The following is a 25,284-nucleotide window of genomic DNA, read 5'->3' as shown; positions in this document are numbered from 1 at the left end:
GCTCCCGAGGGGAGCCGCGCGGCCGCAGTCGTGCGTGCGGGTGTCTACCGCGGCTTGCGGCGACGGATGATGTCGCGCACCAGCATGAAGATCATGAACGCGGAGAGGCCGACGAGCCAGAGGTCCTCGACCTTGCCCTCGTGGTTGCCGATCGTGTAGACGAGCAGGAACGCGGCGAAGAACCAGCCGAGGAAACGGAACAGTCGCGGCGCCTCGCCACTCCAGCCCCAGGCGGCGGACGGAACTTCTGCGGTGTCGACGTGTGCGGCGACGAGGGGCTCGTTGACGCTGGGGTCCAGCTCGGTGGCCACGGTCGATCCTCCTGCTCGTACGGGTGTGCGTTGGTCTGCATATCGTGGCATACGACCGGGCGTCGTACCTAGCTGGGTGGGCGGGTGCGCGGCGGCCCGCGAAGCGCGTCGAGATACCGGCGGGTGATCACCCGTTGCACCACCCGATTGACCGGACCGCCCAGCCGGGTCAGCCTCGTGCCGGCCGCGGAGAAGGCGTCGACGACCACCACGACCCGTCCGGTGTGCGGGTCGTGCTCGACGACGAAGCGTTCCTCGCCGCGCTCGGGGTGGCCGGGCAGTGTGCCGTACGCGAACCCGCGGCGGTGCGGCTCGTCGACGACGTACACCACCCGGCACGGCGCCGCGACCGCGCACCATGCGGGCCCCAGGCGCAGGATCACTGTCGCCCCCGTGACGGCGGTCTCGTCGGTCGACTCCACGCGCAGTCCCGCGCCGCGGTGCATGCCCCAGCCCAGCAGGGTGCGGGCGGCCCGCTCGAAGTCGTCGGCGCCGCGACCGATCTCCGCACTCGCGTGCACGTGGTGGTACCCGGCAGGCAGCGCACCGCGAGTCGCGCCGACCTCGGGGTAGGTCGGCGAAGCCGAGCGCGCACCGGCGATGTCCACGGGCGTCATCCTGTCAGCACGACGTCGGCGCGGTTCGCCTGATCGCCGACTCGGGAGTCCTGTCAGGCTGCTCTCAGGTGTCATCGGGAACAATGGATGCGTGGTCGACACATCCTCTTCGGCGCCGACGCGCGTCCTCCTCCTCGGCAGCACCGGCTCGATCGGCACCCAGGCCCTCGAGGTCATCGCCGCCAACCCCGACAAGTTCACCGTCGTCGGACTCGCGGCAGGCGGCGGAAACCTCGACCTGCTGGCCGAGCAGATCCGCACCACCGGCGTCACGAACGTCGCCGTGGCCGACCCGGTGGCCGCGGCCCGGCTGGATCTTCCCGGTGTGCTGTCCGGGCCGGGCGCCGTCACCGAACTGGTCCGCGGCACCGAGGCCGACGTGGTGTTGAACGCGCTGGTCGGCTCGCTCGGCCTCGCCCCGACCCTGGCCGCGCTCGAGTCCGGCGCCCGGTTGGCGCTGGCGAACAAGGAGTCGCTGGTCGCGGGCGGCCCGCTGGTCACCGCCGCGGCCGCCCCCGGTCAGATCGTGCCGGTCGACTCCGAGCACTCGGCGCTGGCGCAGTGCCTGCGTGGCGGGCGCGCCGAGGAGGTGGACCGGCTCGTGCTCACCGCGTCGGGCGGACCGTTCCGCGGCTGGACCGCCGCCGCGCTCGAGTCCGTCACCCCCGAGCAGGCGGGTGCGCACCCGACCTGGTCGATGGGGCCGATGAACACCCTCAACTCGGCCACCCTGGTCAACAAGGGGCTCGAGCTGATCGAGACCCACCTGCTGTTCGGCATCGACTACGACCGGATCGACGTGACCGTGCACCCGCAGTCGATCGTGCACTCGATGGCCACCTTCACCGACGGTTCCACCCTCGCCCAGGCCAGCCCGCCGGACATGAAGCTGCCGATCGCCCTCGCCCTCGGCTGGCCGGACCGGGTGCCCGGCGCCGCCGCGGCCTGCGACTTCTCCACCGCCGCGACGTGGACGTTCGAACCCCTCGACAACGCCGTCTTCCCGGCGGTGGACCTCGCCCGCGCGGCGGGGACGGCAGGCGGTTGCATGACCGCGGTGTACAACGCCGCCAACGAGGTCGCCGCGCAGTACTTCCTCGACGGCGCCGCGACCTTCCCGTCCATCGTCCGGACGGTCGAGAAGGTCCTCGCCGGTGGCGATCGGTGGTCGGCCCCACCGGCTACCGTGGACGACGTGCTCGCCGCCGACGGCTGGGCGCGGGCGCGGGCACACGAGCTCGTCGAGCGGAAGGGGTAGACGGCCATGTTGATCTTCGGCGTAATCCTCTTCGCGCTCGGCATCACCGTCTCGATCGCGCTGCACGAGGCCGGCCACATGTGGACGGCCCGGGCGTTGGGCATGAAGGTCCGTCGCTACTACATCGGTTTCGGCCCGAAGATCTTCTCGTTCCGTCGTGGTGAGACCGAGTACGGACTCAAGGCCATTCCGGCGGGCGGGTTCTGCGACATCGCGGGCATGACCCAGCACGACGAGCTCGCGCCCGACGAGGTGGATCGGGCGATGTACAAGCAGAAGACGTGGAAGCGCCTCGTCGTGATGTCCGGCGGCATCGCGATGAACTTCGTGCTCGGCATCGTGCTGGTGTTCGTGCTCGCGATGGGCGTCGGCATGCCGAACCCCGAGACGCGCGCGGTCGTCAGCGGCCTCGTCTGCGTCGCGCCCTCGCAGGGCCCGGCCCCGGACTACGAGTTGGCGCCGTGCACCGGCGCGGGGCCGGCGCAGACGGCGGGAATCCGGGAGGGCGACGTCATCGTCGCGGTCAACGGCACGGCCACGCCCGAGTTCTCCGACGTGGTCAAGGCGACGCAGCCGCTGGCCGGCACCGCCGAGTACACCGTCGAGCGGGACGGCCAACGGCTGGTGATCCCGGTGCCGGTGACGCAGGCCCAGCGTTGGGTGAGCAAGACGGGCCCCGACGGCAAGGCGCTACCGCCGGTGTCCAAGGACGTCGCTGCGATCGGCATCGCCGCGCCTCCGCGGTTTGTCACGTACTCCGCGGTGGATGCGGTACCGGAGGTCGCGACCTTCACCGGCGACATCTTCGCCCGCAGCGTGCAGGGCCTGGTGCAGATGCCGGGCAAGGTCGTCGACCTGTGGCACTCCGTCACCGGCGGCGAGCGTGGTCAGGACACCCCGGTCAGCGTGGTCGGGGCGTCGGTGATCGGCGGTCAGGCGGCCGAGAACAGCAACTGGCAGGTCTTCGTCCTGCTGCTGGCGACGCTGAACTTCTTCCTGGGCATCTTCAACCTGCTGCCGCTGCTGCCGCTCGACGGCGGGCACATGGCGGTGGCGATCTACGAGAAGATCCGCAACGTCGTCCGCGGGCGCCGCGGCCTGCCCGCGGGCGCCCCGGTCGACTACGCGAAGCTGATGCCGCTGACCTACGTGGTGATCGTGATCGGTGGCGCTTACATGTTGCTGACGCTGACCGCGGACATCGTCAACCCGATCAAGATTTTCTAGCGACGCTAGACTTTTGGCATACAGCAACCCCGAAAGAAGGCACTTCCGTGACTAGCTCCGTTGGACTGGGCATGCCCGCCGGCCCGGCCGCCGTGCTCGCACCCCGTCGCAAGACCCGGCAGCTGATGGTCGGCAACGTCGGAGTCGGCAGCGAGTCGCCGGTGTCGGTGCAGTCGATGTGCACCACCAAGACCCACGACGTCAATGCGACGTTGCAGCAGATCGCCGAGCTCACCGCCTCCGGCTGCGACATCGTCCGCGTCGCCTGTCCGCGTCAGGAGGACGCCGACGCACTGGCGACGATCGCGAAGAAGAGTCAGATCCCGGTCATCGCGGACATCCACTTCCAGCCGCGGTACATCTTCGCGGCGATCGACGCCGGGTGCGCGGCGGTGCGGGTGAACCCCGGCAACATCAAGGAGTTCGACGGCCGAGTCGCCGAGGTGGCGAAGGCCGCGGGCGACGCGGGTATCCCGATCCGGATCGGCGTCAACGCCGGTTCGCTCGACCCGCGGCTGATGCAGAAGTACGGCAAGGCCACCCCGGAGGCGCTCGTCGAGTCGGCGCTGTGGGAGGCGAGCCTGTTCGAGGAGCACGGATTCGGCGACATCAAGATCTCGGTCAAGCACAACGACCCGGTGATCATGGTCGAGGCGTACCGCCAGCTGGCCGCGCAGTGCGACTACCCGTTGCACCTCGGCGTGACGGAGGCGGGACCGGCGTTCCAGGGCACCATCAAGTCCGCGGTCGCGTTCGGGGCGCTGCTCTCGGAGGGCATCGGCGACACCATCCGCGTCTCGTTGTCGGCACCGCCCGCCGAGGAGATCAAGGTCGGCACGCAGATCCTGCAGTCGCTGAACCTGCGACCGCGCAAGCTGGAGATCGTCTCCTGCCCGTCCTGCGGGCGCGCCCAGGTGGACGTGTACACGCTCGCCGAACAGGTCACCGCCGGCCTCGAGGGCATGGAGATCCCGCTGCGCGTCGCCGTGATGGGCTGCGTCGTCAACGGTCCCGGCGAGGCCCGCGAGGCGGACCTCGGGGTGGCGTCCGGCAACGGCAAGGGCCAGATCTTCGTCAAGGGCAAGGTCATCAAGACGGTGCCGGAGGCGCAGATCGTGGAGACGCTGATCGAGGAGGCGATGCGGATCGCCGAGGAGATTGGTGACGATTCCGACTCGGGGACACCGGTCGTCACCGTCAGCTGACCCGGCCCCGTAATGTGGATCTCACGTCCACTTCCTTCCGACCGCACCCGGGGGTGACTCGGTGCTCAAACTGCTCGGCGCCAGGCAGCTCGGCTCACGCGACCGTGCCGACGTGCTTCGGGTGCTCGACGCCGACCCCGTCGCCTCCTGCATGGTGGCCGCACGCGTCCAGGATCTGGGCGTCGAGCCGAGGTCGATCAACGGTGAGCTGTGGAGTCGCGGCGGACCAGACGAGTCGCTCTGCTTCTCCGGCGCGAACATGGTGCCGCTGCGCGGGAGCGTGAGCGATCTGCGTGCCTTCGCCGACCGGGCCTGCCGGGTTCCGCGGATGTGCTCGTCGCTGGTCGGACGTGCGGAGCTGGCGCTGCCGCTCTGGGAGATGCTCGAATCGGACTGGGGTCCGGCGCGCGAGGTTCGCCCGGATCAGCCGCTGATGGCCCTTGCCACGCAGCCGACCATCGCACCCGATCCGTCCGTACGGCTGGTCCGGATGGACGAGCTCGACGCCTACCTGGTTGCGGCGATCGCGATGTTCATCGAGGAGGTCGGCGTCGACCCACGTGCGCACGACGGCGGCCGCGGCTACCGGCGCCGGGTGGCCGGGCTGATCGCGGCGAACCGGGCCTTCGCGCGCTTCGAGGACGGCGAGGTGGTGTTCAAGGCGGAGATCGGGTCCGCCTCGCGGCAGGTCGGACAGATCCAGGGCGTGTGGGTGGACCCGCGGTACCGGTGCCAGGGAATCGGTGCGGCCGGAACCGCGGCCGTCGCGTCGGCGGTGGTCGCCGGCGGGCGGACGGCGAGCCTGTACGTCAACAGCTTCAACCGGCCCGCACGGCGGACCTACGACCGGATCGGGTTCACGCAGGTGGCGACCTTCGCCACAGTGCTGCTCGACTGAGTGTCTGCGCGGTTGCGATCGGGCGCGCCCCTAGGATGGGCACCGATGATCTCCCGCCGCGCCTCCACGTCCCTCGCTGTCGTCGTGACGGCGGCCCTCGCCGTCGGTCTCGGGGCCTGCACGCCCAAGCCGGACGGTCCGGAACCGGCTGCGCAGCAGTTCTTCTCCGCGTTGGCCGATCGCGACACCGCGAAGGCGGCCGCGTTGTCCGACCGGCCCGACGCGGCGAAGGCGGCCCTGGAGTCGGCCTGGACGAAACTGCAGGCGGAGTCGTTGACCACGACGCTGGGATCGGTCCGGGTCAACGGGGACACGGCCACCGTCGGCTACACCTACGAGTGGCACCTGCCCAAGGATCGGGTGTGGACGTACTCGGGTGATCTGCAGATGGGCCGGCGCAACGGCGACTGGGCGGTGCGCTGGAGTTCGACCGACCTGCACCCCAAGCTCGGTGACACACAGACGATGTCGCTGCGGGCGACCCCGGCGCCGCGCGCCCGGGTCAACGAGCGGTCGGGCACGGACGTCCTCGTTCCCGGCACGATCGTGCGAATCAAGTTGAACGCCAAGCAGGCCGGGAACCTGGGTTCGATCGCGTCCACGCTCGCATCGACGCTGGGGGCGTACGACAAGTCGCTGACCGCGCAGTCGATCGCGGAGTCGGCGTCCACCGCCAAGGGCGACTACCCGGTGGCGACACTGAGTCAGGACGACTACGCGTCCGTCGCGGCGACGCTGCAGGCCCTGCCCGGAGTGTCGGCGACCGAGGAGGCCGACCTGGTGCCAACCGATCGCGGCTTCGCGCCCGACCTGATCAGTCAGGTCAAGAAGCGGGTGATCGACGAGGTCGACGGCCAGGCCGGCTGGAGTGTGGTCACGGTCAACCAGAACGGTATCGACACCGACGTGCTCACCGACACCAAACCCCAACCGGCGCCGTCGTTCTCGGTGAGCCTCGACCGCAACGTCCAGGCCGCCGCGCAGAACGCGGTCGACCCCCGCAGCGAGCAGGCGATGATGGTGGTGATCCAGCCGTCGACCGGTGCCATCCTCGCGGTCGCGCAGAACAAGGCCGCCGACCGCGACGGGCCCGTCGCGTCGATGGGCCTCTACCCGCCCGGGTCGACCTTCAAGATCATCACGGCCGGTGCCGCCATCGACAACGGGCTCGCGAAGCCGGACACCATGGTCGGTTGTCCGGGCCGAATCGAGATCGGGGAGCGGTCGGTCCCGAACTACAACGAGTTCGCGCTGGGGACCGTCTCGATGAGCACAGCGTTCGCGCGCTCGTGCAACACCACGTTCGCGAAGCTCGCCAGCGAGATGAAGTCCGACACCCTGACCGTGGCGGCCGCGCGCTACGGCATCGGCCCCGACTACACGGTGCCCGGGCTGCCGACCGAGTCCGGATCGGTGCCCCCCGCCTCGGACCTCGTCCAGCGCACCGAGGACGGGTTCGGCCAGGGCAAGGTGGTGGTGAGCACGTTCGGGATGGCGCTGGCCGCGGCCACCGTCGCGCACGGGTCCACGCCGGTGCCGCACCTGATCATGGGGGAGGAGACGAAGATCGACGGCGCACACCCGCCGATCACCCCGGCGATGGTCGACGGGCTGCGGGGGATGATGCGCGAGGTGGTCACCAGCGGTACCGCCACCCGGATCGCCGGCGACGGCGAGGTGTACGGCAAGACCGGCGAGGCCGAGGTCGACGGCGGCTCGCACGCCTGGTTCGTCGGGTACCGCGGCGATCTCGCGTTCGCCACGCTCGTCGTGCGGGGCGGCAGTTCCGACAACGCGGTCGCCGTCACCAAGGACATGTTCGACGCGCTGCCCGACGGGTACTGAGCGACGGATCCCGTCAGGTGTTCGTGTACACCCGGCACTCGGCGACCGTGTGGTTCTTGCGGTTGAGGTAGGCGAAGAGCACCGCCGGTTTGCCGTCCGCGGTGCAGGACGCGGTCACCGCGTCGCCGGCGGCGATCAGCTTGGTCAGGTCGGTGACCTTCGCGTCGCCGAGCAGTCGCACCGAGCGCTCGTCGCCGCGCTGCGCGGACTCGACCAAACGCTCCACGGCCTGCTTGCCCGCCTTGCCGACGCTGCGCACCGCGGCACCGAACGCCAGCGTCCCGCCGAGGCCCTGCAGTCGCAGCATCCGGGCGCCCATCCCGAGCCCGACCTTCAGTTTCGCGGGGTCGATCCCGGCGACCTGAGCGAACATCGGCGCGACCTCCCAGTGCGCGGCGATCCGGCGGATTCGCGGCTCCCCGTCGTCGAGGGTGGTCTCGTAGAGCAGGTGCATCGGGGCGCGCGCGGTCACCCCACCGCCGAGCCTGGTCTCGATGGTCACGTCGCGCACAACGTCGAGTCCGCTGACGATGTCGTCGCGTTCGACGTGGAAGCGAATGTCGTTGGGGCCGATGAATGTGTCCCAGAACCGGGCGAGGGGCTCGCCGCCGCGCAGGCCGCTGCGCCGGTCGTAGAGGCCGCCGAGGACGGGCCGCCCGCCGACCGGGTCCTCGACGACGTGGCGGCGGGCGAACAGGTCCAGCCAGGCCTGCCTGTCGTGGACGGCCACGGCGGCGGGGGAGGCGTGGGCCAACGCGAGCAGGTCGGCAGCGGTCGGTTGCACGGACATGACACTCCCGGGATCGGGGACGACGGATTCTCGGAGTATGCCAGGGAATGCTAGAACCTGTTCTAACTTCGGTGCTACGGCAGCAGGCCCAGCCGGCGCGCCGCGACCACGGCCTCGTGCCGTGAGTGTGCGTCCAGCTTGCCCATCGCGTTGCGCAGGTAGCTCTTGACGGTCTCCGGCTTCAGCGAGAGGCGATGGGCGACTTCGCTGTTCGTGCAACCGAGGGCGATGTGTGCGAGGACGTCGAGTTCGCGCGGCGACAGTCCGACATCGGCCGCGGCGGCATTCTCGCCGTCGCTGACCAGACCGGCCAGCTTCTCGGCGACGGCGCGCAACCGGGATCCGAGCTGCCTGTCCGGCACCGACTGGGCCAGCCCCCGCAGCTCGGCGTGCGCGTCGCGGATGCCCTCCGACACCGCGGCCGGGGCGGCGCCGCGGGTGGCCTCGAACGCGCCGAGCATCTGCAAGCGGCGGTCCACCTCGTCGCGCACGGCGATCTCCGTCGCGAGCCTGCGCCCGGACGCGACGATCGTCTCCGCGGTGCGGTCGCCGATCGGGGTGCGCTCGCGGACCGCGGCGTACAGCACCGCCCGGGAGACGCCGTCCACGATCACCGGCACCGCCAGCACCGAGCGGATGCCCTCGCCGAGTACCGGGCGGTCGTAGTGATGGGTGATGGACAGCGAATTGCTGTAGTCGGGGACCGAGGCCGGCCGGAGCTGGTGGACCACGCGGCCGCCGAGTCCGGAGGCGGGTGGGATGGCGAGGCCGCGGAGCCCGTTCGTGCGGGTCCCGAGGAACTCGGTCAGGTGGAGGGTGCCGTCGTGCACCTCGCCGCCGAAGAGCACCGGCACGTTCGCCAGGGCGGCGGCCTGCCGCAGCTCGGCGCGCAGGGCGTCGCCGTCGCGGGGCCGCAGCAGTGGAGGGGTTCGGGAGAGCATCCGGCTACCCCTTTCCGGGGGTGGTGGAACGGTCGTGTGAGCTAGATCATAAGGGCTATGAAGAATCCGGCGACGGCCGGATCTGCGCTGGAAGGAGCCTCATGGCCATCGACACCGACGTGCGGGTGCGCGAGCTGCTGGGACAGTACGACACGCCGCAGGCCTGCGCGGCGGACCTGCTGTGCGACCGGCACCCCGCGACCGATGTCGCATTCACCGTGATCGAGTCCGACCTGTCCGCGCGCGACCTCACCTACGGCGAGCTGCGCGGCGAGTCCACGAAGTTCGCCGCGGCCCTCGCCGACCTCGGGGTCGAGCCCGGAGACTGCGTGGCGACCCTGATGGGCAAGTCGGCGGAGTTGGTCGTGGCGCTGCTCGGCATCTGGCGGCGCGGCGCGGTGCACGTCCCGTTGTTCACGGCGTTCGCGAGTCCCGCCATCGCGTTCCGGCTCGGGGCGAGCGGCGCGAAGGTCGTGGTCTCGGACCGGAACCAGCTCGCCAAGCTGGCGCCCGGCGAGGACATGCCGGCCGACGCGCCGTGGCGGGTGATCGTCGCGGCGGGGGAGCCGCAGTCCGAGGGCCAGCTGCGCTTCGGTGACCTGCTCGACGCACACGCGGCCGACGACCCCGAGGGCGCCGCGGTCGCCGTCGGCGGCGACGCTCCGCTGGTCCAGCTGTTCACCAGCGGCACCACCGGCACCCCGAAGGGTGTGCCGGTGCCGGTGCGGGCGCTCGCCTCGTTCCACGGGTACATGGAGTTCGGGCTCGACGTCCGCGACGACGACGTGTTCTGGAACGCGGCCGATCCCGGCTGGGCGTACGGGCTGTACTACGCGCTGCTCGGGCCGATGGCGGCCGGCATCCGCAGCCTGCTGCTGCACTCGGGCTTCTCGGCCCCCCTGACCTGGCAGATCATCGAGAAGTTCGGCGTCACCAATTTCGCGGCCGCGCCGACCGTGTACCGCAGCCTGCGCGCGGACCCCGGTCCGGTGCCGGAGGGGCTGTCGCTGCGCCGCGCGTCGTCGGCGGGTGAGCCGCTGACCCCGGACGTGGTGGCGTGGTCGCGGTCGACGCTCGGTTGCGAGGTCCGCGACCACTACGGGCAGACCGAGCACGGCATGTTCGTCGTCAACGCCTGGGCGGACGGGCTGCGCGAGGACGTTCCGGCCGGATCGATGGGCCGGCCGCTACCGGGATGGTCGTGCGCGGTGCTGCTCGACGACGCCGACGAGGTGGCGCCGCCGCGCACCGCCGGCCGGGTCGCGATCGACACGGCCGCCAGCCCGATGATGTGGTTCACCGGCTACGTGGACGCACCCGAGAAGACGAAGCAGCGGTTCAGTGCGGACGGCCGCTGGTACATGACCGGCGACGCGGGCAGCACCGACGCGGACGGGCACTTCTACTTCTCGTCGCGCGACGACGACGTGATCATCATGGCGGGATACCGGATCGGTCCCTTCGACGTCGAGTCGGTGCTGGTGATGCACGAGCAGGTCGTCGAGGCCGCGGTCGTCGGCATGCCGGACGAGCTGCGCGGCGAGGTGCTCGAGGCGTTCGTCGTGCTCCGCGACGGGGTCGAGGGCACCAACGCGCTCGAGGCGGAACTGCAGACGCTGGTCAAGAAGAAGTTCGCCGCGCACGCGTACCCGCGGACCGTGCACTTCGTGCCGTCGCTGCCGAAGACGCCCAGCGGCAAGGTGCAGCGCTACATCCTGCGCAAGGGATAGGCAGCTCCGCTGCCTGTGCGCGGTTGACGAGTCTCCGGACTCGTCAACCGCGCACAGGCGCGTCAGCGCCCGAGCCGCTCGGCGAAGAACGCCAGGATCTCGTCGCGGGCGGCGATCGTCGGCTCGCCGGCGGCGTCGATCAGGTGGGCCGTCACCACGCTGTGGGGGCTCGCGACCACCTCGGCGAAGAACGGCGTGGGGGTGGGGTTCGCGGCGTTGTCCGGCAGCACTCGTCCGACGAACCGGTCGCCGAGCGCCTCGGTGTACGCGGCGAATCGCTGCGCCCGGCACCACGTGTCACCGGCGAAGCGGTACGCCAGGACCGCCAGGTCGTCTCGGTCGAGGCGGTCGGCGACGGCCTGGAGGTCGCCCGGCGCGATCTCCAGTCCGGCGGGGTCGTCGAGCGGCAGGGACGGCTGACACACGACCGGTGCGAGTACCGACTCCTCGAGCACCATGGTCAGCGCGAAGTTGCCGGTGAAGCACATGCCGACGGCGCCGACGCCGGGGCCGCCGCACTCCTCGTGTGCCGATCTCGCCAGCGCCCGCAGCCATCGGGTGACGGGGCTCGTCCGGTTCGCACCGAAGGCGCGGAACTCGGCACTGACGCACGCCCGCTGCATCACCGCGGTGCCGTCCACGACAGTGGGCACCGCACCGTCGCGTCCGAACAGGGACGGCAGGTACACGGTGAACCCGGCGTCGCGCACCCAACGAGCGAAACGTGCCACGTGCGGGCTGATCCCGGGCATCTCCGGCATCACGACGACGGCCGGACCCGTTCCGGACACCAGGACGACCTTCGTGACGGAATCGAAGGTGAGGGTGCGACGTTCGAAGTCCTCGAGCGGATCGTCCACGGTCGTCTCGTGGGTCGGCATCGGCGGCGCTCCTGACGTCGGATCGGTGTGCTCGGCACGAGCAGGACGATCCTCTCCCGGACGGCCTGCGACGGGGAGCGGCGGTATCGCCACGAGCGGGGGCGATCCCGCCACCTATCGGGCGCGATCTCGCATGCGAAACTGCCTGCGGTACTCGGCGGTTCCGATGCCCACGTGCTCGGCGAACAGTCGCCGCAGGGTGCCCGGGTCCCGGTACCCGACGCGGCGGGCGATCGTCCCGATGGTCAGGTCGGTCTCGGCGAGCAGGCGTTTGGCGGCGCCGATCCTGGCCTCCTGCAGGTAGGACAGCGGCGACCGCCCGGCCTCCTCGGCGTAGCGGCGCAACAGCGTGCGGGTGCTGACGTGGAACGCGTCCGCCAGTCCAGGCAGGCTGTACGGCTCGCCGAGGCGATCGACCAGCCAGCGTTCGACCGCCGTCGCGAAGGGCCCGGTCGCGGCCGCGACCATGGACTCGACGACGTACGGTGCCTGGCTGGTTCGGTTCTCGGACACGAGGGTGATGCGTGCGGTGGCCCGGGCGACGCCGTCGCCGAGGTGCTCTCGGACGATGGCGGTCGCGAGATCGAGCGACGCGCTGAACGCGGCCGTCGTGGTGACGTGCCCGTCGCTGACGACCAGCGACTCCGCACAGACCGTGGACCGCGGGTATCGCCTGGCCAGGTGCGACGCGAACAGCCATGAGGTCGTCGAGCGGCGCTCGTCCAGCAGACCGGCCTCGCCGAGCAGGAAAGCACCGACACACACCGAGGCGATCCGGGTGCGACGCCTACCGGCATCGCGGAGGAAGTCGATCTCGCGGGTCCGGCCGGCGAGCCGGAGGCCCAGATCCGCGGTGGGGGACACGTCGAACCCCGGCACGACGAGCAGATCGAATCGGTGGTGCCACGTGTGCGCGCCGATCGTGAACCCGCCCGCGGCGGTCACCGGGCCGTCCTCCGCGGCGACCACCGATGTCCGGAACGGAGCGGTGCGGGCGGTCCCATTCTCCAGGGCGACCTGGTTGGCGATCCGGAGGATGTCGGAGACGGCGAACACCTCGGTCGCGAAACAGCCGTCGTACGCCAGGATTCCGATCCGCATGCTCCTCACGGTATGTGCTGACGCTCGGTGGTGCGTTCACCGAGTGCCTGGACTCCGCAAGCACACCAGTGTGTGTCAGAGCATGGGCATACGGTGTGACGAGATCCGGCCGGTGAGGACAGGGGGACGAGTGAGCACGGAGTTTCGATTGCCCGGTTTCGGTGGGGCGGCGGTGTTCCTTCGCCGGACCGTCGCGTCGGCGCGGATGCGTGAATCCGATGCGCCCGGAACTGCCTTCGATGTGGGGTTGCTCAGCCCGGACCGACTCGTCTGGTACCAGCAGCGGGTAGCCGAGGACGACTTCGTCGACCGGCTGGGCGCCTTTCTGCTCCGGGCCGCCGCCGATTTCCATCCGGAGAAGTCCCTCGACGTGTTCGCGGATCGGCGGATGGGACTGACGGTGTCGGTGCGTACCAGCACCGACAGTCGGGTGGAACTCGAGTTCGAGATCGTCGAGGAGGAGGACGTGATGAGCTTCGAGACCAGCCGCGTGGCGCTCGCGGCGGCGGCCGACGCCCTCTCCGCGTTGGGACGTCGTCACTACGCCGAACCCACCGGGGAGATGTAGCCATGGGATATCTGTTCGATGTGATCGGCTTCCCGGAGCTGAGTCGGATGACCGACCTGTGGGACAACGCATGGACCGATCCGCCCACCGGTCACGAGATCGCCACCGGTCACTTCGTCAGGCTCGGTGCCGCGCAGCACGTCTCGGTGGAGGCGGACTTTCTCGCCAGCCACCTGCCGTTCCACGTCGGCGGGTTCGGCGGAGTCTTCCCCGATCACGCTCCGTGGGTGGTGCTGCTGCAGAAGGCGCCCGCCGACGCCGCCATGCGGCTCCTCGCTCGTGCGGACCCGTTCCAGGTCCTCCGTGACAGCCTGGACCGCGCGCTCGGCTTCAACCGCGAGGCGAGCGTGATCGACGAACTGTTGTGGAGCCACGACGATCTGATCGGCGTGTACGCGGAGGAACTCGCCGGGTACGAGGACGAGAAGGTGTCGGCCGACGCGGTCGCGGGCTGGCCCGTCGTCGATCTGCTCCGTGGCCTCCTCGCCGACTGCAGCAGCACCCCGTTGACCGACATCGTCCTCGGCTATCCCGGCTGCGCCTACCCGGACTCGAGGCATCCCTGCGAGGCCAACGTGTTCCGTGACGTGTACGCGCAGTGGAGTCGTCGCACCCACCCGGACGGGTGAGGTCAGCGCCTGCGGATGCGGCCGACGACGAGCAGCGCGACGAGGGTCACGACGAGCAGGAGGGTGGTGTCGGCGGCGGCCTGGAACACCTGTCCGCGGTCGCTGAGGCCGAAGATGGTCACCGGCAACGTCTTCCACGTGGCCGGGTACACCATGACTGTCGCGCCGAGTTCGCCCATCGACAGCGCGATGGACAAGCCGGCGGCGGCGCCGAGGGTGGGCAGCAACAGCGGCAGCGTCACCCGCGTGAGCACCCTCGCCGGACCGGCGCCGAGCGACTCCGCGGCCTGGCGGTAGGCGGGGTCGAGCCGGTCCAGAGCGGCGGAAACGGAACTGTACGCGAACGCCAGCACCAGCACCGTGTGCGCGAGGATCACGATCCACTTCGTGCCGCCGAGCAGTAGTGGCTCGGAGTTGAAGGCGATCAGCAGCCCGAGTCCGATCGCCACCGACGGCACCGCGATCGGCAGGTGGAACGCCGCCTCGGTGGCTCGGCGCAACCACCCCGGTGCCTCCCGGGCCGCCAGGGCCGCCCAGGTCCCGACCAACAGGGCGAGCGCTCCGGCGATGAACGCCGTCTGCAGGCTGACGGCCAGGCTCGCCACGTTCTCGTCCGACAACGCCGCGGCGAGGTTCCTGCCGCCGAGATCCGACGGCAGCGGGCCCGTCCACGATCCGGCGAGGGCGGCGAGGACGACAGTGGCGATCGGTGCGACGAACACCACCGCGACCACGAGGCCGAACACGGCCAGGGTCAGCCTCCTAGCGCGGGTGGACCACAGCAGCACGGCCGGCTCCCATCAGATTGTCGAACACGAATCGGGACCCGGCGTACAGCGTGAGCGAGAGCACCACCTGCACCGTCGCGATCACCGCCGCCCCGGGCAGGTCGAAGGTGACGATGCCGTGGGTGTAGATCAGCACCGGCAGGGTCACCACGTCCTTGGCGCCGGTGAAGAGCACGATGCCGAACTCGTTGAGGGTGAGCAGCAGCACGAGCGAGCCGCCGGCCGTGAGCGCGGGCCAGGCCTCGGGCATGACCACCGTGCGCAGCACCCGCCACGGCGACGCACCCAGGCTCGCGGCCACGTCGAGTTGCTCGCGGGGCATCTGGGTGAACGCCGCGAGCAGCGGACGCACCACGAACGGAGTGAAGAAGGTGACTTCCGCAGCGATGACGCCGAGCGGGGTGTTCAGGAAGTTCAGCGGCCCGTGGTCGGTGCCGGTGAGCGTCGCGATGAGCGCGTTCACCGCGCCGGCGGTGCCGTACAGGAAGGTGAAAGCGAGGGTGATCAGGAAGGAGGGCAGCGACAGGACGGTGTCGATCAGTCGGCCGACCACCTTCGACCCCGGGAAGGGCACGAAGGCCAGCACGAGTGCCAGGAAGGTGCCGAGCAACAGGCAGCCCAGGGTGGAGAGCGCGGCGATCTCGACGGTGCGCCACAACGCCTTTCGGAACAGCGACGAGCCGAGGACCGACGTCCAGGTGGACAGCCCGCGGCCGTCCGCGGTGACCGTGGACTCCGCGAGCACCCGGCCCATCGGGTACACGGCGAAGCCGAGCACCAGCAGCAAGGGCGGCAGGACCCACAGGCTCGGCCGCCACCGCGGCGGCTCGGGCCGGACCGGCGCCGGCTCGACGGCCGGGCGGTCCAGGAGCGCGGTCACGACACCGACCCCGGCGCGGGCACCAGCACCGCGCCCCGGTCGGGGAACCGCACGCCCACCTCGGTGCCCACCGGCCGCTCGTCGTGACCCGTGACGTCCACCTCCATCGGTGATTCGGGCAGGCCGACCAGCGCGACGGTCAGGCGCGTCGAGGATCCGCGCCACACGGTGGCGACGACCCGGGCGGGGACCGCCCCACGCTCGTGGGGCGAGACCAGGTCGACCGCGTGCGGCCGGACGCACAGCAGCGCAACTGAATCCGACTCCCAGTCGACGTGACCGATCTCCGGCTGCGGTGCCTGCGCGGTGACGGGGGTGCCGCCCACCGCCACCAGCGCCGAGGTTCCGACGACCCGGGTGACGGTGCACGGCAGCAGGTTCGCGCCGCCGAGGAAGGCCGCGGTGAAGCTGCTGGGCGGGCGCTTCCACAGGTTCTCCGCGGTGTCGACGTCGACGAGACGGGCATCGCGCATCACCGCGATCCGGTCCGCGAGTGCCAGCGCCTCCGACTGGTCGTGCGTGACATAGAGCATCGCGGTGCCGGGCAACGCGGCGCGCAGCTGCTGCAGTTCGGTGAGCATGCTCTGGCGAAGCTGGGCGTCGAGCGCGGCGAGCGGCTCGTCGAGCAGCAGGACCTTCGGCCGGATCGCCAACGCGCGCGCGATCGCGACCCGTTGCTGCTGCCCGCCCGACAGCTCGCGCGGGAAACGCTTGTCGTAGGCGGACATTCCGACCATGGCCAGCGCGTCCGAGACTCGTCCGCCGATCTCCGAGCGTCGGACGCGGTGGGCTCGGAGTCCGAAGGCGACGTTCTCGGCCACCCGCATGTGCGGGAACAGCGCGTAGGACTGGACCACCACGCCGATGCCCCGCTTGGCCGGCGGGAGGTCGGTGACGTCGGTGCCGCCGAGCCGGACCGCACCGGAGGCTGGCCGGGTGAACCCGGCCAGGGCCTTGAGTGCGGTGGACTTTCCGGACCCGCTGGGCCCCAGGAGCGCCACGGTCTCGCCCGGGGCCACCCGCAGGTTGAAGTCGATCAACGCCCGGGTGGCGCCCCGGCCCCGCCCGTAGGCCACGTTGACCCGGTCGAAGGTGATGGCCGGCGCGTGGTCGACGGCCGTGCGGGTGACGGCGGGTTCCGCGGCCCGCCGGGTGTTGATTCGTGACACGTCAGCTCCCGGTGGCCTTCTGGTAGGCGGCGACGTCGGCGTCGAGCTCGGCGAGGACGGTGTTCCAGTCCGGTGTCCACACCGTGACGCCGGCCAGCAGTCCGGCGGGAGTGGACCTGTCGCCGAGGTCGACGTTCGCGGCCTCACGGACGTCCCTGCGGACCGAGACGCCGAGGGCGTCGGGGCCCACGGTCTGCTGGGCTTTCTCCGAGAGCAGGTACTCCATCAGCTTCTTGGCCTGCTCCGACCGGGGGGCGCCCTTGGCCAGGCCCATCACGTAGGGCAGCGAGACGGTGGTGCGGGACCCGTTCGCCTCCGCCGGGAAGAAGACGCCGAACTTCGAGCCGTCGTCCTTGATCGACGCGAGGTTCATCTGCACGTCGCCGTTCGCGACGAGGAGTTCGCCGTTGCTGACCTTCGGCTGGAGCTTGCCGGTCGAGGAGGACGGGCCGACGTTGTTGGCCTGCAACTTGCTCAGGTAGTCGAGTCCGCCCTCCTTGCCCCTGAGGTGCTGCAGGAGCAGCAGCACGGCGGTGCCGTCGCCGGCCTGACCGGGCGTGGAGTACTGCAACTTGCCCCGGTACTGCTCGGTGAGCAGGTCGTCCCAGGTGGTGGGCGCCGGGTTCGCGCCGGGGTTGGCGATGAAGGACAGGAAGTTGCCCACCACCGGCACGTACTTGCCCGCGGGGTCCTTCTCCTCGGCCGGCACGGCCGAGGTGTCGATGCCGCTCGGCTGCAGCAGGCCCTGAGCGTCCGCCTTCTGGATGAACGGCGGCAGCGTGACCACGATGTCGGCCTGCGGGTTGGACTGCTCCTTCTCGACGCGGGAGACGACCTCGCCGGATCCGGCCTCGACCAGGTTCACGGCGATGCCGGTCTCCTTGGTGAACTCCGCGAACTGGGGCTTGTACCAGCCGGAGAGGCCGTCGGCGCTGTAGACGGTGACGGTGCCGGCACCCGACGAGCCGGCTGCGGTGCCGGTGCCGCCGCAGGCGGTCAGGGACAGGGCGGTCGCGGCCAGCGCGATGGCGGCGAGACCGGGACGCAGGGAAACGCTGAAGCGGCGCATCGGATTCCTAACTGGAGTGACGGATCGGGAGTGGGCGGAGTGGTGGAACGCGGGAAGTGGGCTATCGGTCCAGGAGCAGCTCGGCGAACTCGCGGACCGAGGGCACCACGTGGGTGGCGCCCGCCGCGCGCAGCTGGTGCTCGTCGTGTGCACCGGTGAGCGCGCCCGCGACGATCGCCGCCCCTGCGCGTAGGCCGCTGGTCACGTCGTTGGACGTGTCGCCGAGCACGGCGACGTCCTTCACGTCGTCGGCCTGCAGTCGCAGCAGGGCGGTGAGGATCAGGTCCGGGTACGGGCGGCCGCGACCGGCCTCGGACGGGGCGAGGGTGAGGTCGGCGAGGGACTGCCAGCCGAGCGCGGCGAGCAGCTTGTCCTGGGTTCCGCGGCTGAAGCCGGTGGTCAACGCCACCTGGACGCCCGCCTCGCGCAGCATGGTGATCGCCTCGGCCGCACCGGGAATCGGCTCGGCGCTGCCCTCGTCGATCAGGCGGTCGTAGGTGGACTCGAAGGCGGTGTTGGCGGCCCGGGCGCGGTCCTCGTCGCCGAAGAGTGCGCGGAACACGACGATCTTGGACTGGCCCATGGTGTCGAGCACGTACTGGCGGGCGGCGTCGGCCTCGACGCCCTCGGGCGCCAGGCCCGCGGCATCCGCCGCGGCGGCGAAGGCGCGCAGGACCAGGCCGTCGTCGGCGACCGTGGTTCCCGCCATGTCGAGCACGGCAAGGGTGATTCTGCTGTCGGACACGGGATCTCCTCGATCTGGATGCGGGGGTCAGAGCCCTAGCTGGTTTGCGGTCTGTTCGGCCAGCGCCGGTCCGAGGGTCATGCCGCGACCGCCGGGCCCGGCGACCACCCAGACCCCCGGCGCGGGTTGGCCCCGATGCACGAGTTCGCCGGAGTCGCGGTGCTGGCTGTAGACCCCTGCCCAGCGCTTGACGATCGGCGGCAGGTCGCGACCGAGCAACTCCTCGACGACACCGGTCAGGTGCCGGTAGGGCGCCTCGTCCACGTCGAAGTCGAAGGGTTCGTCGTACTCGTGGGTGTCGCCGATGGTCAGCCCGCCGTGCAGACGCTGCACGCACAGCAGCTGCATCCGGTGCGCCTCCGCGGTCGGTTCCTGCGGCTGCGCGGACGTGAGCGCGTCGAGCGCGGTGCCGGCGAAACCGGGGTAGTAGCGCAGGCTGTCGCCGTCGGCGATCGCCGTGGTCAGCGCCTCGCCGAGCGGCGCGGTCTGCATCATCTGCAGTCGCACGCGGCGCAGCGGAAGTTCGCCGGCCAGGTCGCGGGCCAGCCCGCCCAGGGCGGCGCCGGGGCACACGATCGCCAGGTCGGCGTCGACCGTGCGGCCGTGGTCGTCGCGCAGGTGCACGCCCGAGTCGGTGGTGGTGACCTCGCGGACCTCGGCCGGCGCGTGGAAGGTGTAGCGGCCGCCGGCGGCGAGGTGACGGCGGATGGCGGGCAACGCGATTCGGGATTCCACGGCACCGTCGCGGCTGCAGTGCAGTCCGGCGAGGTACTTGCCGCGCAGCGCGGGGTTGACCGCGAGGACCTGCTCGGGATCGAGCAGCGCGAAGCCGCGGGCTCCCGCGTCCAGGCGGGCCATGGCCTGCTCGGCGACGGCCACCTCCTCCGGCGTGCGCAGGAGCGTCAGCGATCCGGCGGGGCGGAAGCCGATGTCGGGTACGCGGACGGCGAGGTCCTCCCACAGCTGTCGGGACCGCAGCGCCGCCTCGAGTTCGTGCTCGGCGCGCCCCGAGACCCACACGAGGCCGAAGTTGCGGACCGTGGCCCCTCGCGCCTCGTGCTCGCGCTCGAACTGGACGACCTCGTGTCCGCGTCGGACGGCCTCGTCGGCGTGCGCCGTGCCGAGGATGCCGCCGCCCACAATTGCAATTCGCATGGGGGCAGCATGGGCTTTGGTCTAGACCTACTGGAGGACGCTCGGGAAACGACGGATGAACAATTGGTATAGACCAAATCCGTGTACGCTTACCACCATGAACGACGACTCGGGGGTGCTCGAAAAGACTGCGGCCCTGCTGGATTCGGTCACGGTCCGGGTGCCCACCCGGAGGGTGCCGGCGTGACGGCGGCCGGGAACCCGCCCAAGTACTACCGGGTGCGCACCGAACTCGCCGCGATCGTCGCGGAACTGTCCGAGGGCGACGCGGTGCCCGCGGAACGCGATCTCGCGGCTCGCTTCGCGGTCTCGCGAGAGACGGTTCGCCAGGCGGTACGCGAGCTGCTCCTCGAGGGACTGATCGAGCGGCGCGGTCGGGGCACGGTCGTCGCGAGTCCCAAACTCGTGCAGCCGCTCTCGCTCGGTTCCTACACCGAGGGCGCACTGAGCCGGGGACGGGTGCCCTCGCGTGAACTCGTCGCCTTCGCGGAGGAACGCGTCGATGCGGAAACGGCTGCCGCGCTCGCGATTCCGGTCGGTGCGGCCGTGCTCCGGCTCGAGCGCGTGCTGCTGGCGGACGGCCGGAAGATCGGGCTGGAGAACACCTACCTCCCGGTGCGGCGGTTCGGCGAGCTGGCCACCACCTTCGACCCGGGCACCTCGCTCTACGCCGCGATCCGAGCGACCGGCGTGGTGTTCGGCTCGGCGACCGAGCGGATCGAGACGGTGCTCGCCTCGCCGCGTGACGCGGCCCTGCTCGACTCGACCACCGCGATGCCGATGCTGCTGCTCGACCGAACCTCGCTGGACACCGACGGGGTGCCGATCGAGCGGGTCCGCTCGCTCTACCGCGGCGACCGGATGGCCTTCCTGACGGTGCTGCGCGAGTAGCGAGGCGGCGGCCGGTGCGGACTCGGCCCCGCTGCAGATCCGGTGTTAGCGTGCGGAGATGGGAACGGTCCTGGTTCCACTTCCCGCGTGCGACTTCGACCCGTCCGAGGTGGCGGTCAGCTGGCGGGTGTTGCGGCGGCTCGGTCACCGGGTGCGGTTCGCCACTCCCGACGCGGCGATCGCGACGGCCGACCACTTGATGGTGACGGGGCGCGGCCTCGACCCGTGGGGCGCGATCCCCGGACTGGACCGGATCGTGCTGGTGGGGCGAGTGCTGCGCGCGAACGCGGTGGCGCGGGCCGATTACGCGGCGCTGCGTGACGATCCGGAGTTCACCGCGCCGTCGACCTGGGCCGCTGTCGACCTCGACACCGTCGACGGCCTGCTGCTCCCCGGCGGCCACCGGGCCCGCGGCATGCGGCGGTACCTCGAGAGCGAGCGTCTGCAGGGCGTCGTCGTCGACGCCTTCCGTCGGGACCTGCCGGTCGCGGCGATCTGTCACGGGGTGCTGCTGGCCGCGCGCAGCATCGACCCGCGCACCGGGCGGTCGGTGCTCTACGGTCGCCGCACCACCGCCCTGACCTGGTCGTTGGAATCGCGCGCCTGGCGGGTCGCCCGCGTCACCCGGTTCTGGGACCGGGACTACTACCGCACGTACACGGAGGCGCCCGGTGAGCCGCAGGGATACATGGGGGTGCAGCAGGAGGTGACCCGGGCGCTGCGGCAGCCGAGCGACTTCGTCGATGTCGACCCGGACGGCCCGAACGCGGCGCGGCAGTCGAGCGGGCGTGCCCGCGACACGTTCGACGACGCCCGGCCCGCGTTCCTGGTGCGGGACGGCAACTACCTGTCCGCCCGCTGGCCCGGCGACGTGCACACCTTCGCGCGCGCGTTCGGCGCGATGCTGGCGGGCACCCCGACGAAGCGAGGGCGCTGACGGCCGTCGCGCCGGACTCACTCACTCGACGAGCAGCCCCGCCCCCATGCTGGCGTACACCAGCATGAGCACCATCAACAGCCATCCCGCGCCCTGCCAGATCGGCCAGGTGCCACCCGAACGCCAGACGAGGTAGGTGCGCGCGAAGGCCCCGAGCCCGCCGAGCAGGAGGATCGCGGCCGGTGCCACCGCGAGGACCCACCGGTCCGTGGTCGAGCAGATGCGACCCTGGTCGACCGGGCAGTCGTGGTTCGTTGCTCCCCACGCGAACGCGAGTGCCACGACGACCAGGGCGAGGGCGACGACGGCACAGGTGTAGCGCGTCGCCCGTCGAAGTGTCGGCGGATCGTTCCACCGCTTCTCGATGTCGTCCGACATCTGTGTGCCTCGCCTCGGTCGATCGGGTCATCCGTGTGGCAGGTACGTCCATTGTGCGCCGGGTATCGCGTTGTCCCGACGGGGCGCGGGGCGGACAATCGACTCACGCGAGATCGCATTCTCGACGGACGAAGGAGTGGCGTGGTGAACCGGACCGAGCTCCCACAGACTTTGCGGCGATCGTCGAAGGAGGTGCAGGCGGCCTTCGAAGCGGCGCACGATACGGCCGTCAAGCGGTACGGCGACGGCGAGGAGGCGCAGCGAGCGGCATACGGGGAGATCAAACGCAGTTTCGAGTTGGTGACCGACCACTGGGTGCCCAAGCAGGACTGACCGGCGGGGAGCCGACACCGTCGGCGTCGTGACGGGTGGCGCGCGAGATGCGTCTAACCTGGTGGGCATGCCCGTGCGTACCCAGCTCAGTCCCGGAACCGTCTCGCCGACCCTCGCGGTGCCCGCGAACATCGAGCGGCCCGAATACGCCTGGAAGCCCACCGTCAACGAGGGTTCCGAGCCGTGGGTCCAGACGCCGGAGACCATCGAGGCGATGCGGGTGGCGAGCCGGATCGCGGCGCAGGCGCTGCAGGAGGCGGGCAAGGCCGTTGCCCCCGGCGTCACCACCGATGCGCTGGACCGCATCGCGCACGAGTACATGATCGACCACGGTGCCTACCCCTCCACCCTGGGCTACAAGGACTTCCCCAAGTCCTGCTGCACCTCGCTCAACGAGGTCATCTGCCACGGCATCCCGGACTCGACGGTGATCCAGGACGGTGACATCGTCAACATCGACGTCACCGCCTACATCGGCGGCGTGCACGGTGACACGAACGCGACCTTCCTCGCCGGTGACGTCTCCGAGGAGAATCGCCTGCTCGTCGAGCGCACCCGCGAGGCGACGATGCGCGCGATCAAGGCCGTCAAGCCGGGCCGCGAACTCAACGTCATCGGCCGGGTCATCGAGTCGTACGCCAATCGCTTCGGCTACGGCGTGGTCCGCGACTTCACCGGCCACGGCATCGGCGAGACCTTCCACAACGGCCTGGTGATCCTGCACTACGACCAGCCGAACGTCGACACCGTCATCGAGCCCGGCATGGTGTTCACGATCGAGCCGATGATCAACCTCGGCACCGTCGACTACGACATCTGGGAGGACGGCTGGACCGTCGTCACCAAGGACCGCAAGTGGACGGCCCAGTTCGAGCACACCATCGTGGTCACCGACTCGGGGGCGGAAATCCTCACTCTCCCGTGAGAGGCGCGCTGCTGGTCGCCGGCACCACCTCCGACGCGGGCAAGAGCGTCCTCGTCGCGGGCCTGTGCCGGCTGCTGGCCCGGCGCGGGGTGTCGGTGGCGCCGTTCAAGGCGCAGAACATGTCCAACAACTCCGTCGTCACGCTCGACGGCGGGGAGATCGGCCGCGCGCAGGCGCTGCAGGCGCGGGCCTGCGGGCTCGAGCCGAGTGTGCGTTTCAACCCGGTGCTGCTCAAGCCGGGCAGCGACCGGACCTCGCAGCTGGTTGTCCGCGGCAAGGCGGTGACCTCGGTCGGCGCCCGCGACTACATCGAACACCGCGAATGGCTCCGCGAGGTGGTTGCCGGCGAATTGGCCTCCCTGCGTGACGAATTCGACGTCGTGATCTGCGAGGGTGCCGGCTCGCCCGCCGAGATCAACCTGCGGGCCACCGATCTGGCGAACATGGGACTGGCGCGGGCGGCCGCGCTGCCGGTGATCGTGGTCGGGGACATCGACCGCGGGGGAGTGCTGGCGCACCTGTTCGGCACCGTCGCCGTGCTCGCACCGGAGGACCAGGAGTTGATCGCGGGCTTCGTGGTCAACAAGTTTCGTGGCGACGTCGGCCTGCTCGAACCCGGCCTCGAGCAGTTGCGCGCACTCACCGGCCGGCCGACCCTCGGGGTGGTGCCGTTCGCGGAGGGGCTGTGGATCGACGCCGAGGACTCGCTGTCCACGATCCCCGACGCCCCCGTCGGGCGGCCCGCCGCGCCGGTCGGGCGGGAATGGCTGCGGGTCGCGGCGGTACGGCTGCCGCGGGTGTCCAACGCCACCGACGTCGAGGCGCTGGCCTGCGAACCCGGAGTGTCCGTGCACTGGGTGAGCGAGCCCTCGCGCCTGGCGGACGCGGACCTGGTGGTGCTCCCGGGGAGCAAGTCCACGGTGTCGGACCTGAACTGGCTGCGGGCGAGCGGAATCGCCGATGTCCTCGCCGCCCGTGCGGCGGCCGGGCTGCCGATCCTGGGCATCTGTGGCGGTTACCAGATGCTCGGCCGGAGCATCGTCGACGACGTCGAGTCCGGCGCGGGCGCCGTCGCGGGGCTGGGACTGCTGGACCTGGACGTGGAGTTCGCCCGTGAGAAGGTCCTTCGGCAGTCGACGGGGACCGCGGACGGAATCACGGTGTCCGGCTACGAAATCCATCACGGACGGGTGGTCCGGTCCGGGGACGCGGCGCTGTTGTGCGACGACGAGGACGGCCCGGAGGGCAGCGTGCGCGGACAGGTGTTCGGCACCCACTGGCACGGACTGCTCGAGTCCGACGAGTTCCGGCGGTCCCTGCTCACCCGGGTCGCGGCGGTGACGGGTCGGCAGTTCACCGTCGCCCCGGACACCTCGGTGGCCGACGAGCGGACCGCCCAACTGGACCTGCTGGCCGACCTGGTGGAGCGACACCTCGACGTGACGGCAATCGAGCGGCTGATCGACGGCGGTGCGCCGCAGGGGCTTCCGGTGATCGAGCACCTGACCCGATGACGGTCTTCGCGGCGCAGGCCGGCGGGGCGGCCGAATTCTCACCACCTTCTTAGACGCCGCCCGACGGACCCGCGACGAACACCCGACCACCAGGTGATTCGTGCTTCCGCACGTGCCGGCGATCGACGTCGTGGCACACCGGAATCGCCTGACCAGCGGTGTCTTCGTATTCGGAACCGTGAATCCTTGCGTACCGTGGGCTGCGCAGCGCCGACAGAACTCGTCTGATCGTCGCTCGGTGAGTCGGGAGTCTGCTCCACGAGGGGAGAGTGCACAGCGTGTTCGCTACGTGGGGCCGACTCGTGTACCGCCTCCGATTCACGGTGATCGGGGTGATGGTCGCGTTGATGCTCGGCCTCGGGGCGTACGGCCTGGGCCTGGAGAACAACCTGAGCCAGAGCGGCTGGGACGACCCCGGCTCCGAGTCGGTGGCGGCGGCGAAGCTGGCGGACGGCACGTTCGGGCGCGACACCAACGCCGACGTGGTGCTGCTCTACAC

At 70.8% G+C, this 25,284-nt stretch carries 27 protein-coding genes; 14 read left to right on the top strand and 13 right to left on the bottom strand.

Annotation, left to right across the window (positions count from 1 at the left end):
* Window positions 1-44 precede the first annotated feature (44 nt).
* Entirely contained in the window at window positions 45-362 is a 318-nt protein-coding gene (locus tag ACFVH2_RS24555; protein ID WP_378475738.1) for a DUF2631 domain-containing protein, read from the bottom strand.
* 17 nt (window positions 363-379) lie between these two features.
* A complete protein-coding gene (locus tag ACFVH2_RS24550) occupies window positions 380-919 on the bottom strand; it encodes a DUF1990 family protein (protein WP_378423122.1) in 540 nt (179 codons plus the stop codon).
* Window positions 920-1,019: 100 nt separating this feature from the next.
* Between ACFVH2_RS24550 and dxr the strand changes: the two genes are divergently transcribed.
* From dxr to ACFVH2_RS24525, 5 genes are all read left to right on the top strand, one after another.
* On the top strand, window positions 1,020-2,186 hold the full coding sequence (dxr, locus tag ACFVH2_RS24545; RefSeq protein ID WP_378423124.1) for a 1-deoxy-D-xylulose-5-phosphate reductoisomerase: 1,167 nt from the start codon (window positions 1,020-1,022) through the stop codon (window positions 2,184-2,186).
* 6 nt (window positions 2,187-2,192) lie between these two features.
* Window positions 2,193-3,413: a M50 family metallopeptidase gene (locus ACFVH2_RS24540; RefSeq protein ID WP_378423126.1), complete on the top strand. Its 1,221-nt coding sequence runs from the start codon at window positions 2,193-2,195 to the stop codon at window positions 3,411-3,413.
* Window positions 3,414-3,460: 47 nt separating this feature from the next.
* Window positions 3,461-4,618 (top strand): flavodoxin-dependent (E)-4-hydroxy-3-methylbut-2-enyl-diphosphate synthase, encoded by a 1,158-nt coding sequence (gene ispG, locus ACFVH2_RS24535; protein ID WP_378423128.1) that lies wholly within the window; start codon window positions 3,461-3,463, stop codon window positions 4,616-4,618.
* Between the two features lie 61 nt (window positions 4,619-4,679).
* Complete coding sequence (locus ACFVH2_RS24530; protein ID WP_378423130.1) at window positions 4,680-5,516, top strand: GNAT family N-acetyltransferase; 837 nt, start codon at window positions 4,680-4,682, stop codon at window positions 5,514-5,516.
* A 45-nt stretch (window positions 5,517-5,561) separates the two neighbouring features.
* A complete protein-coding gene (locus ACFVH2_RS24525; protein ID WP_378423132.1) occupies window positions 5,562-7,361 on the top strand; it encodes a penicillin-binding transpeptidase domain-containing protein in 1,800 nt (599 codons plus the stop codon).
* Window positions 7,362-7,374: 13 nt separating this feature from the next.
* Here the strand turns inward: ACFVH2_RS24525 and ACFVH2_RS24520 are convergent, their stop codons facing one another.
* Together ACFVH2_RS24520 and ACFVH2_RS24515 are read right to left on the bottom strand one after the other, a co-directional pair.
* On the bottom strand, window positions 7,375-8,151 hold the full coding sequence (locus tag ACFVH2_RS24520; protein WP_378423134.1) for a transporter: 777 nt from the start codon (window positions 8,149-8,151) through the stop codon (window positions 7,375-7,377).
* A gap of 74 nt (window positions 8,152-8,225) precedes the next feature.
* Entirely contained in the window at window positions 8,226-9,092 is an 867-nt protein-coding gene (locus ACFVH2_RS24515) for a LuxR C-terminal-related transcriptional regulator (protein WP_378423135.1), read from the bottom strand.
* A 101-nt stretch (window positions 9,093-9,193) separates the two neighbouring features.
* Between ACFVH2_RS24515 and ACFVH2_RS24510 the strand changes: the two genes are divergently transcribed.
* On the top strand, window positions 9,194-10,822 hold the full coding sequence (locus ACFVH2_RS24510) for an AMP-binding protein (RefSeq protein WP_378423137.1): 1,629 nt from the start codon (window positions 9,194-9,196) through the stop codon (window positions 10,820-10,822).
* A gap of 62 nt (window positions 10,823-10,884) precedes the next feature.
* Here the strand turns inward: ACFVH2_RS24510 and ACFVH2_RS24505 are convergent, their stop codons facing one another.
* Both ACFVH2_RS24505 and ACFVH2_RS24500 read right to left on the bottom strand, forming a co-directional pair.
* The gene (locus tag ACFVH2_RS24505; RefSeq protein ID WP_378423139.1) at window positions 10,885-11,703 is read right to left on the bottom strand and encodes a dienelactone hydrolase family protein; all 819 of its coding nucleotides are present in this window, start codon (window positions 11,701-11,703) and stop codon (window positions 10,885-10,887) included.
* 114 nt (window positions 11,704-11,817) lie between these two features.
* Window positions 11,818-12,804: a GlxA family transcriptional regulator gene (locus ACFVH2_RS24500; protein WP_378423141.1), complete on the bottom strand. Its 987-nt coding sequence runs from the start codon at window positions 12,802-12,804 to the stop codon at window positions 11,818-11,820.
* A 130-nt stretch (window positions 12,805-12,934) separates the two neighbouring features.
* Here ACFVH2_RS24500 and ACFVH2_RS24495 point away from each other — a divergent pair, with 130 nt between their 5' ends.
* Entirely contained in the window at window positions 12,935-13,372 is a 438-nt protein-coding gene (locus ACFVH2_RS24495; RefSeq protein ID WP_378423143.1) for a hypothetical protein, read from the top strand.
* A gap of 2 nt (window positions 13,373-13,374) precedes the next feature.
* Window positions 13,375-14,001 (top strand): hypothetical protein, encoded by a 627-nt coding sequence (locus ACFVH2_RS24490; protein ID WP_378423145.1) that lies wholly within the window; start codon window positions 13,375-13,377, stop codon window positions 13,999-14,001.
* A 2-nt stretch (window positions 14,002-14,003) separates the two neighbouring features.
* On the opposite strand, the gene ACFVH2_RS24485 is transcribed toward ACFVH2_RS24490, so the two are convergent.
* From ACFVH2_RS24485 to ACFVH2_RS24460, 6 genes are all read right to left on the bottom strand, one after another.
* Window positions 14,004-14,789: an ABC transporter permease gene (locus ACFVH2_RS24485; RefSeq protein WP_378423147.1), complete on the bottom strand. Its 786-nt coding sequence runs from the start codon at window positions 14,787-14,789 to the stop codon at window positions 14,004-14,006.
* Window positions 14,764-15,669 carry a 2-aminoethylphosphonate ABC transporter permease subunit gene (locus tag ACFVH2_RS24480; protein WP_378423149.1) on the bottom strand — a complete coding sequence of 302 codons (906 nt, stop codon included), beginning with the start codon at window positions 15,667-15,669 and terminating at the stop codon, window positions 14,764-14,766. Before ACFVH2_RS24480 ends, ACFVH2_RS24485 begins: the two co-directional genes overlap by 26 nt.
* Window positions 15,666-16,838, bottom strand: coding sequence for an ABC transporter ATP-binding protein (locus tag ACFVH2_RS24475; RefSeq protein ID WP_378423151.1), 1,173 nt, complete (start codon window positions 16,836-16,838; stop codon window positions 15,666-15,668). Before ACFVH2_RS24475 ends, ACFVH2_RS24480 begins: the two co-directional genes overlap by 4 nt.
* 1 nt (window position 16,839) lies before the next feature.
* Window positions 16,840-17,907: a 2-aminoethylphosphonate ABC transporter substrate-binding protein gene (locus ACFVH2_RS24470; RefSeq protein WP_378423153.1), complete on the bottom strand. Its 1,068-nt coding sequence runs from the start codon at window positions 17,905-17,907 to the stop codon at window positions 16,840-16,842.
* 61 nt (window positions 17,908-17,968) lie between these two features.
* Entirely contained in the window at window positions 17,969-18,652 is a 684-nt protein-coding gene (locus ACFVH2_RS24465) for a phosphonatase-like hydrolase (RefSeq protein ID WP_378423155.1), read from the bottom strand.
* A 27-nt stretch (window positions 18,653-18,679) separates the two neighbouring features.
* Window positions 18,680-19,807 carry a TIGR03364 family FAD-dependent oxidoreductase gene (locus tag ACFVH2_RS24460; RefSeq protein WP_378423157.1) on the bottom strand — a complete coding sequence of 376 codons (1,128 nt, stop codon included), beginning with the start codon at window positions 19,805-19,807 and terminating at the stop codon, window positions 18,680-18,682.
* Window positions 19,808-19,990: 183 nt separating this feature from the next.
* Here ACFVH2_RS24460 and ACFVH2_RS24455 point away from each other — a divergent pair, with 183 nt between their 5' ends.
* Window positions 19,991-20,698, top strand: a complete 708-nt coding sequence (locus ACFVH2_RS24455; protein WP_378423158.1) for a GntR family transcriptional regulator — start codon at window positions 19,991-19,993, stop codon at window positions 20,696-20,698.
* Window positions 20,699-20,756: 58 nt separating this feature from the next.
* Entirely contained in the window at window positions 20,757-21,635 is an 879-nt protein-coding gene (locus ACFVH2_RS24450) for a type 1 glutamine amidotransferase domain-containing protein (RefSeq protein ID WP_378423160.1), read from the top strand.
* A 21-nt stretch (window positions 21,636-21,656) separates the two neighbouring features.
* On the opposite strand, the gene ACFVH2_RS24445 is transcribed toward ACFVH2_RS24450, so the two are convergent.
* Window positions 21,657-22,013: a hypothetical protein gene (locus tag ACFVH2_RS24445; protein ID WP_378423162.1), complete on the bottom strand. Its 357-nt coding sequence runs from the start codon at window positions 22,011-22,013 to the stop codon at window positions 21,657-21,659.
* 144 nt (window positions 22,014-22,157) lie between these two features.
* Here ACFVH2_RS24445 and ACFVH2_RS24440 point away from each other — a divergent pair, with 144 nt between their 5' ends.
* The 4 genes from ACFVH2_RS24440 to ACFVH2_RS24425 form a co-directional block, all read left to right on the top strand.
* Window positions 22,158-22,346: a ChaB family protein gene (locus ACFVH2_RS24440; RefSeq protein ID WP_378423164.1), complete on the top strand. Its 189-nt coding sequence runs from the start codon at window positions 22,158-22,160 to the stop codon at window positions 22,344-22,346.
* A 67-nt stretch (window positions 22,347-22,413) separates the two neighbouring features.
* Complete coding sequence (map, locus tag ACFVH2_RS24435) at window positions 22,414-23,271, top strand: type I methionyl aminopeptidase (protein ID WP_378423166.1); 858 nt, start codon at window positions 22,414-22,416, stop codon at window positions 23,269-23,271.
* Window positions 23,268-24,785 carry a cobyric acid synthase gene (locus ACFVH2_RS24430; protein ID WP_378423168.1) on the top strand — a complete coding sequence of 506 codons (1,518 nt, stop codon included), beginning with the start codon at window positions 23,268-23,270 and terminating at the stop codon, window positions 24,783-24,785. The genes map and ACFVH2_RS24430 overlap by 4 nt, the downstream gene beginning before the upstream one ends.
* Before the next feature lie 278 nt (window positions 24,786-25,063).
* On the top strand, window positions 25,064-25,284 hold a 221-nt coding region (locus ACFVH2_RS24425), incomplete at its 3' end, for a hypothetical protein (RefSeq protein WP_378475737.1).

Origin of the sequence: Rhodococcus sp. NPDC127527 (genome assembly GCF_042672245.1) — a bacterium.
In the GTDB taxonomy this organism is placed as follows: domain Bacteria; phylum Actinomycetota; class Actinomycetes; order Mycobacteriales; family Mycobacteriaceae; genus Rhodococcus_G.
The sequence above is the reverse complement of the archived record's forward strand: the minus strand, read 5'-3'. Positions and strand labels throughout refer to the sequence as shown.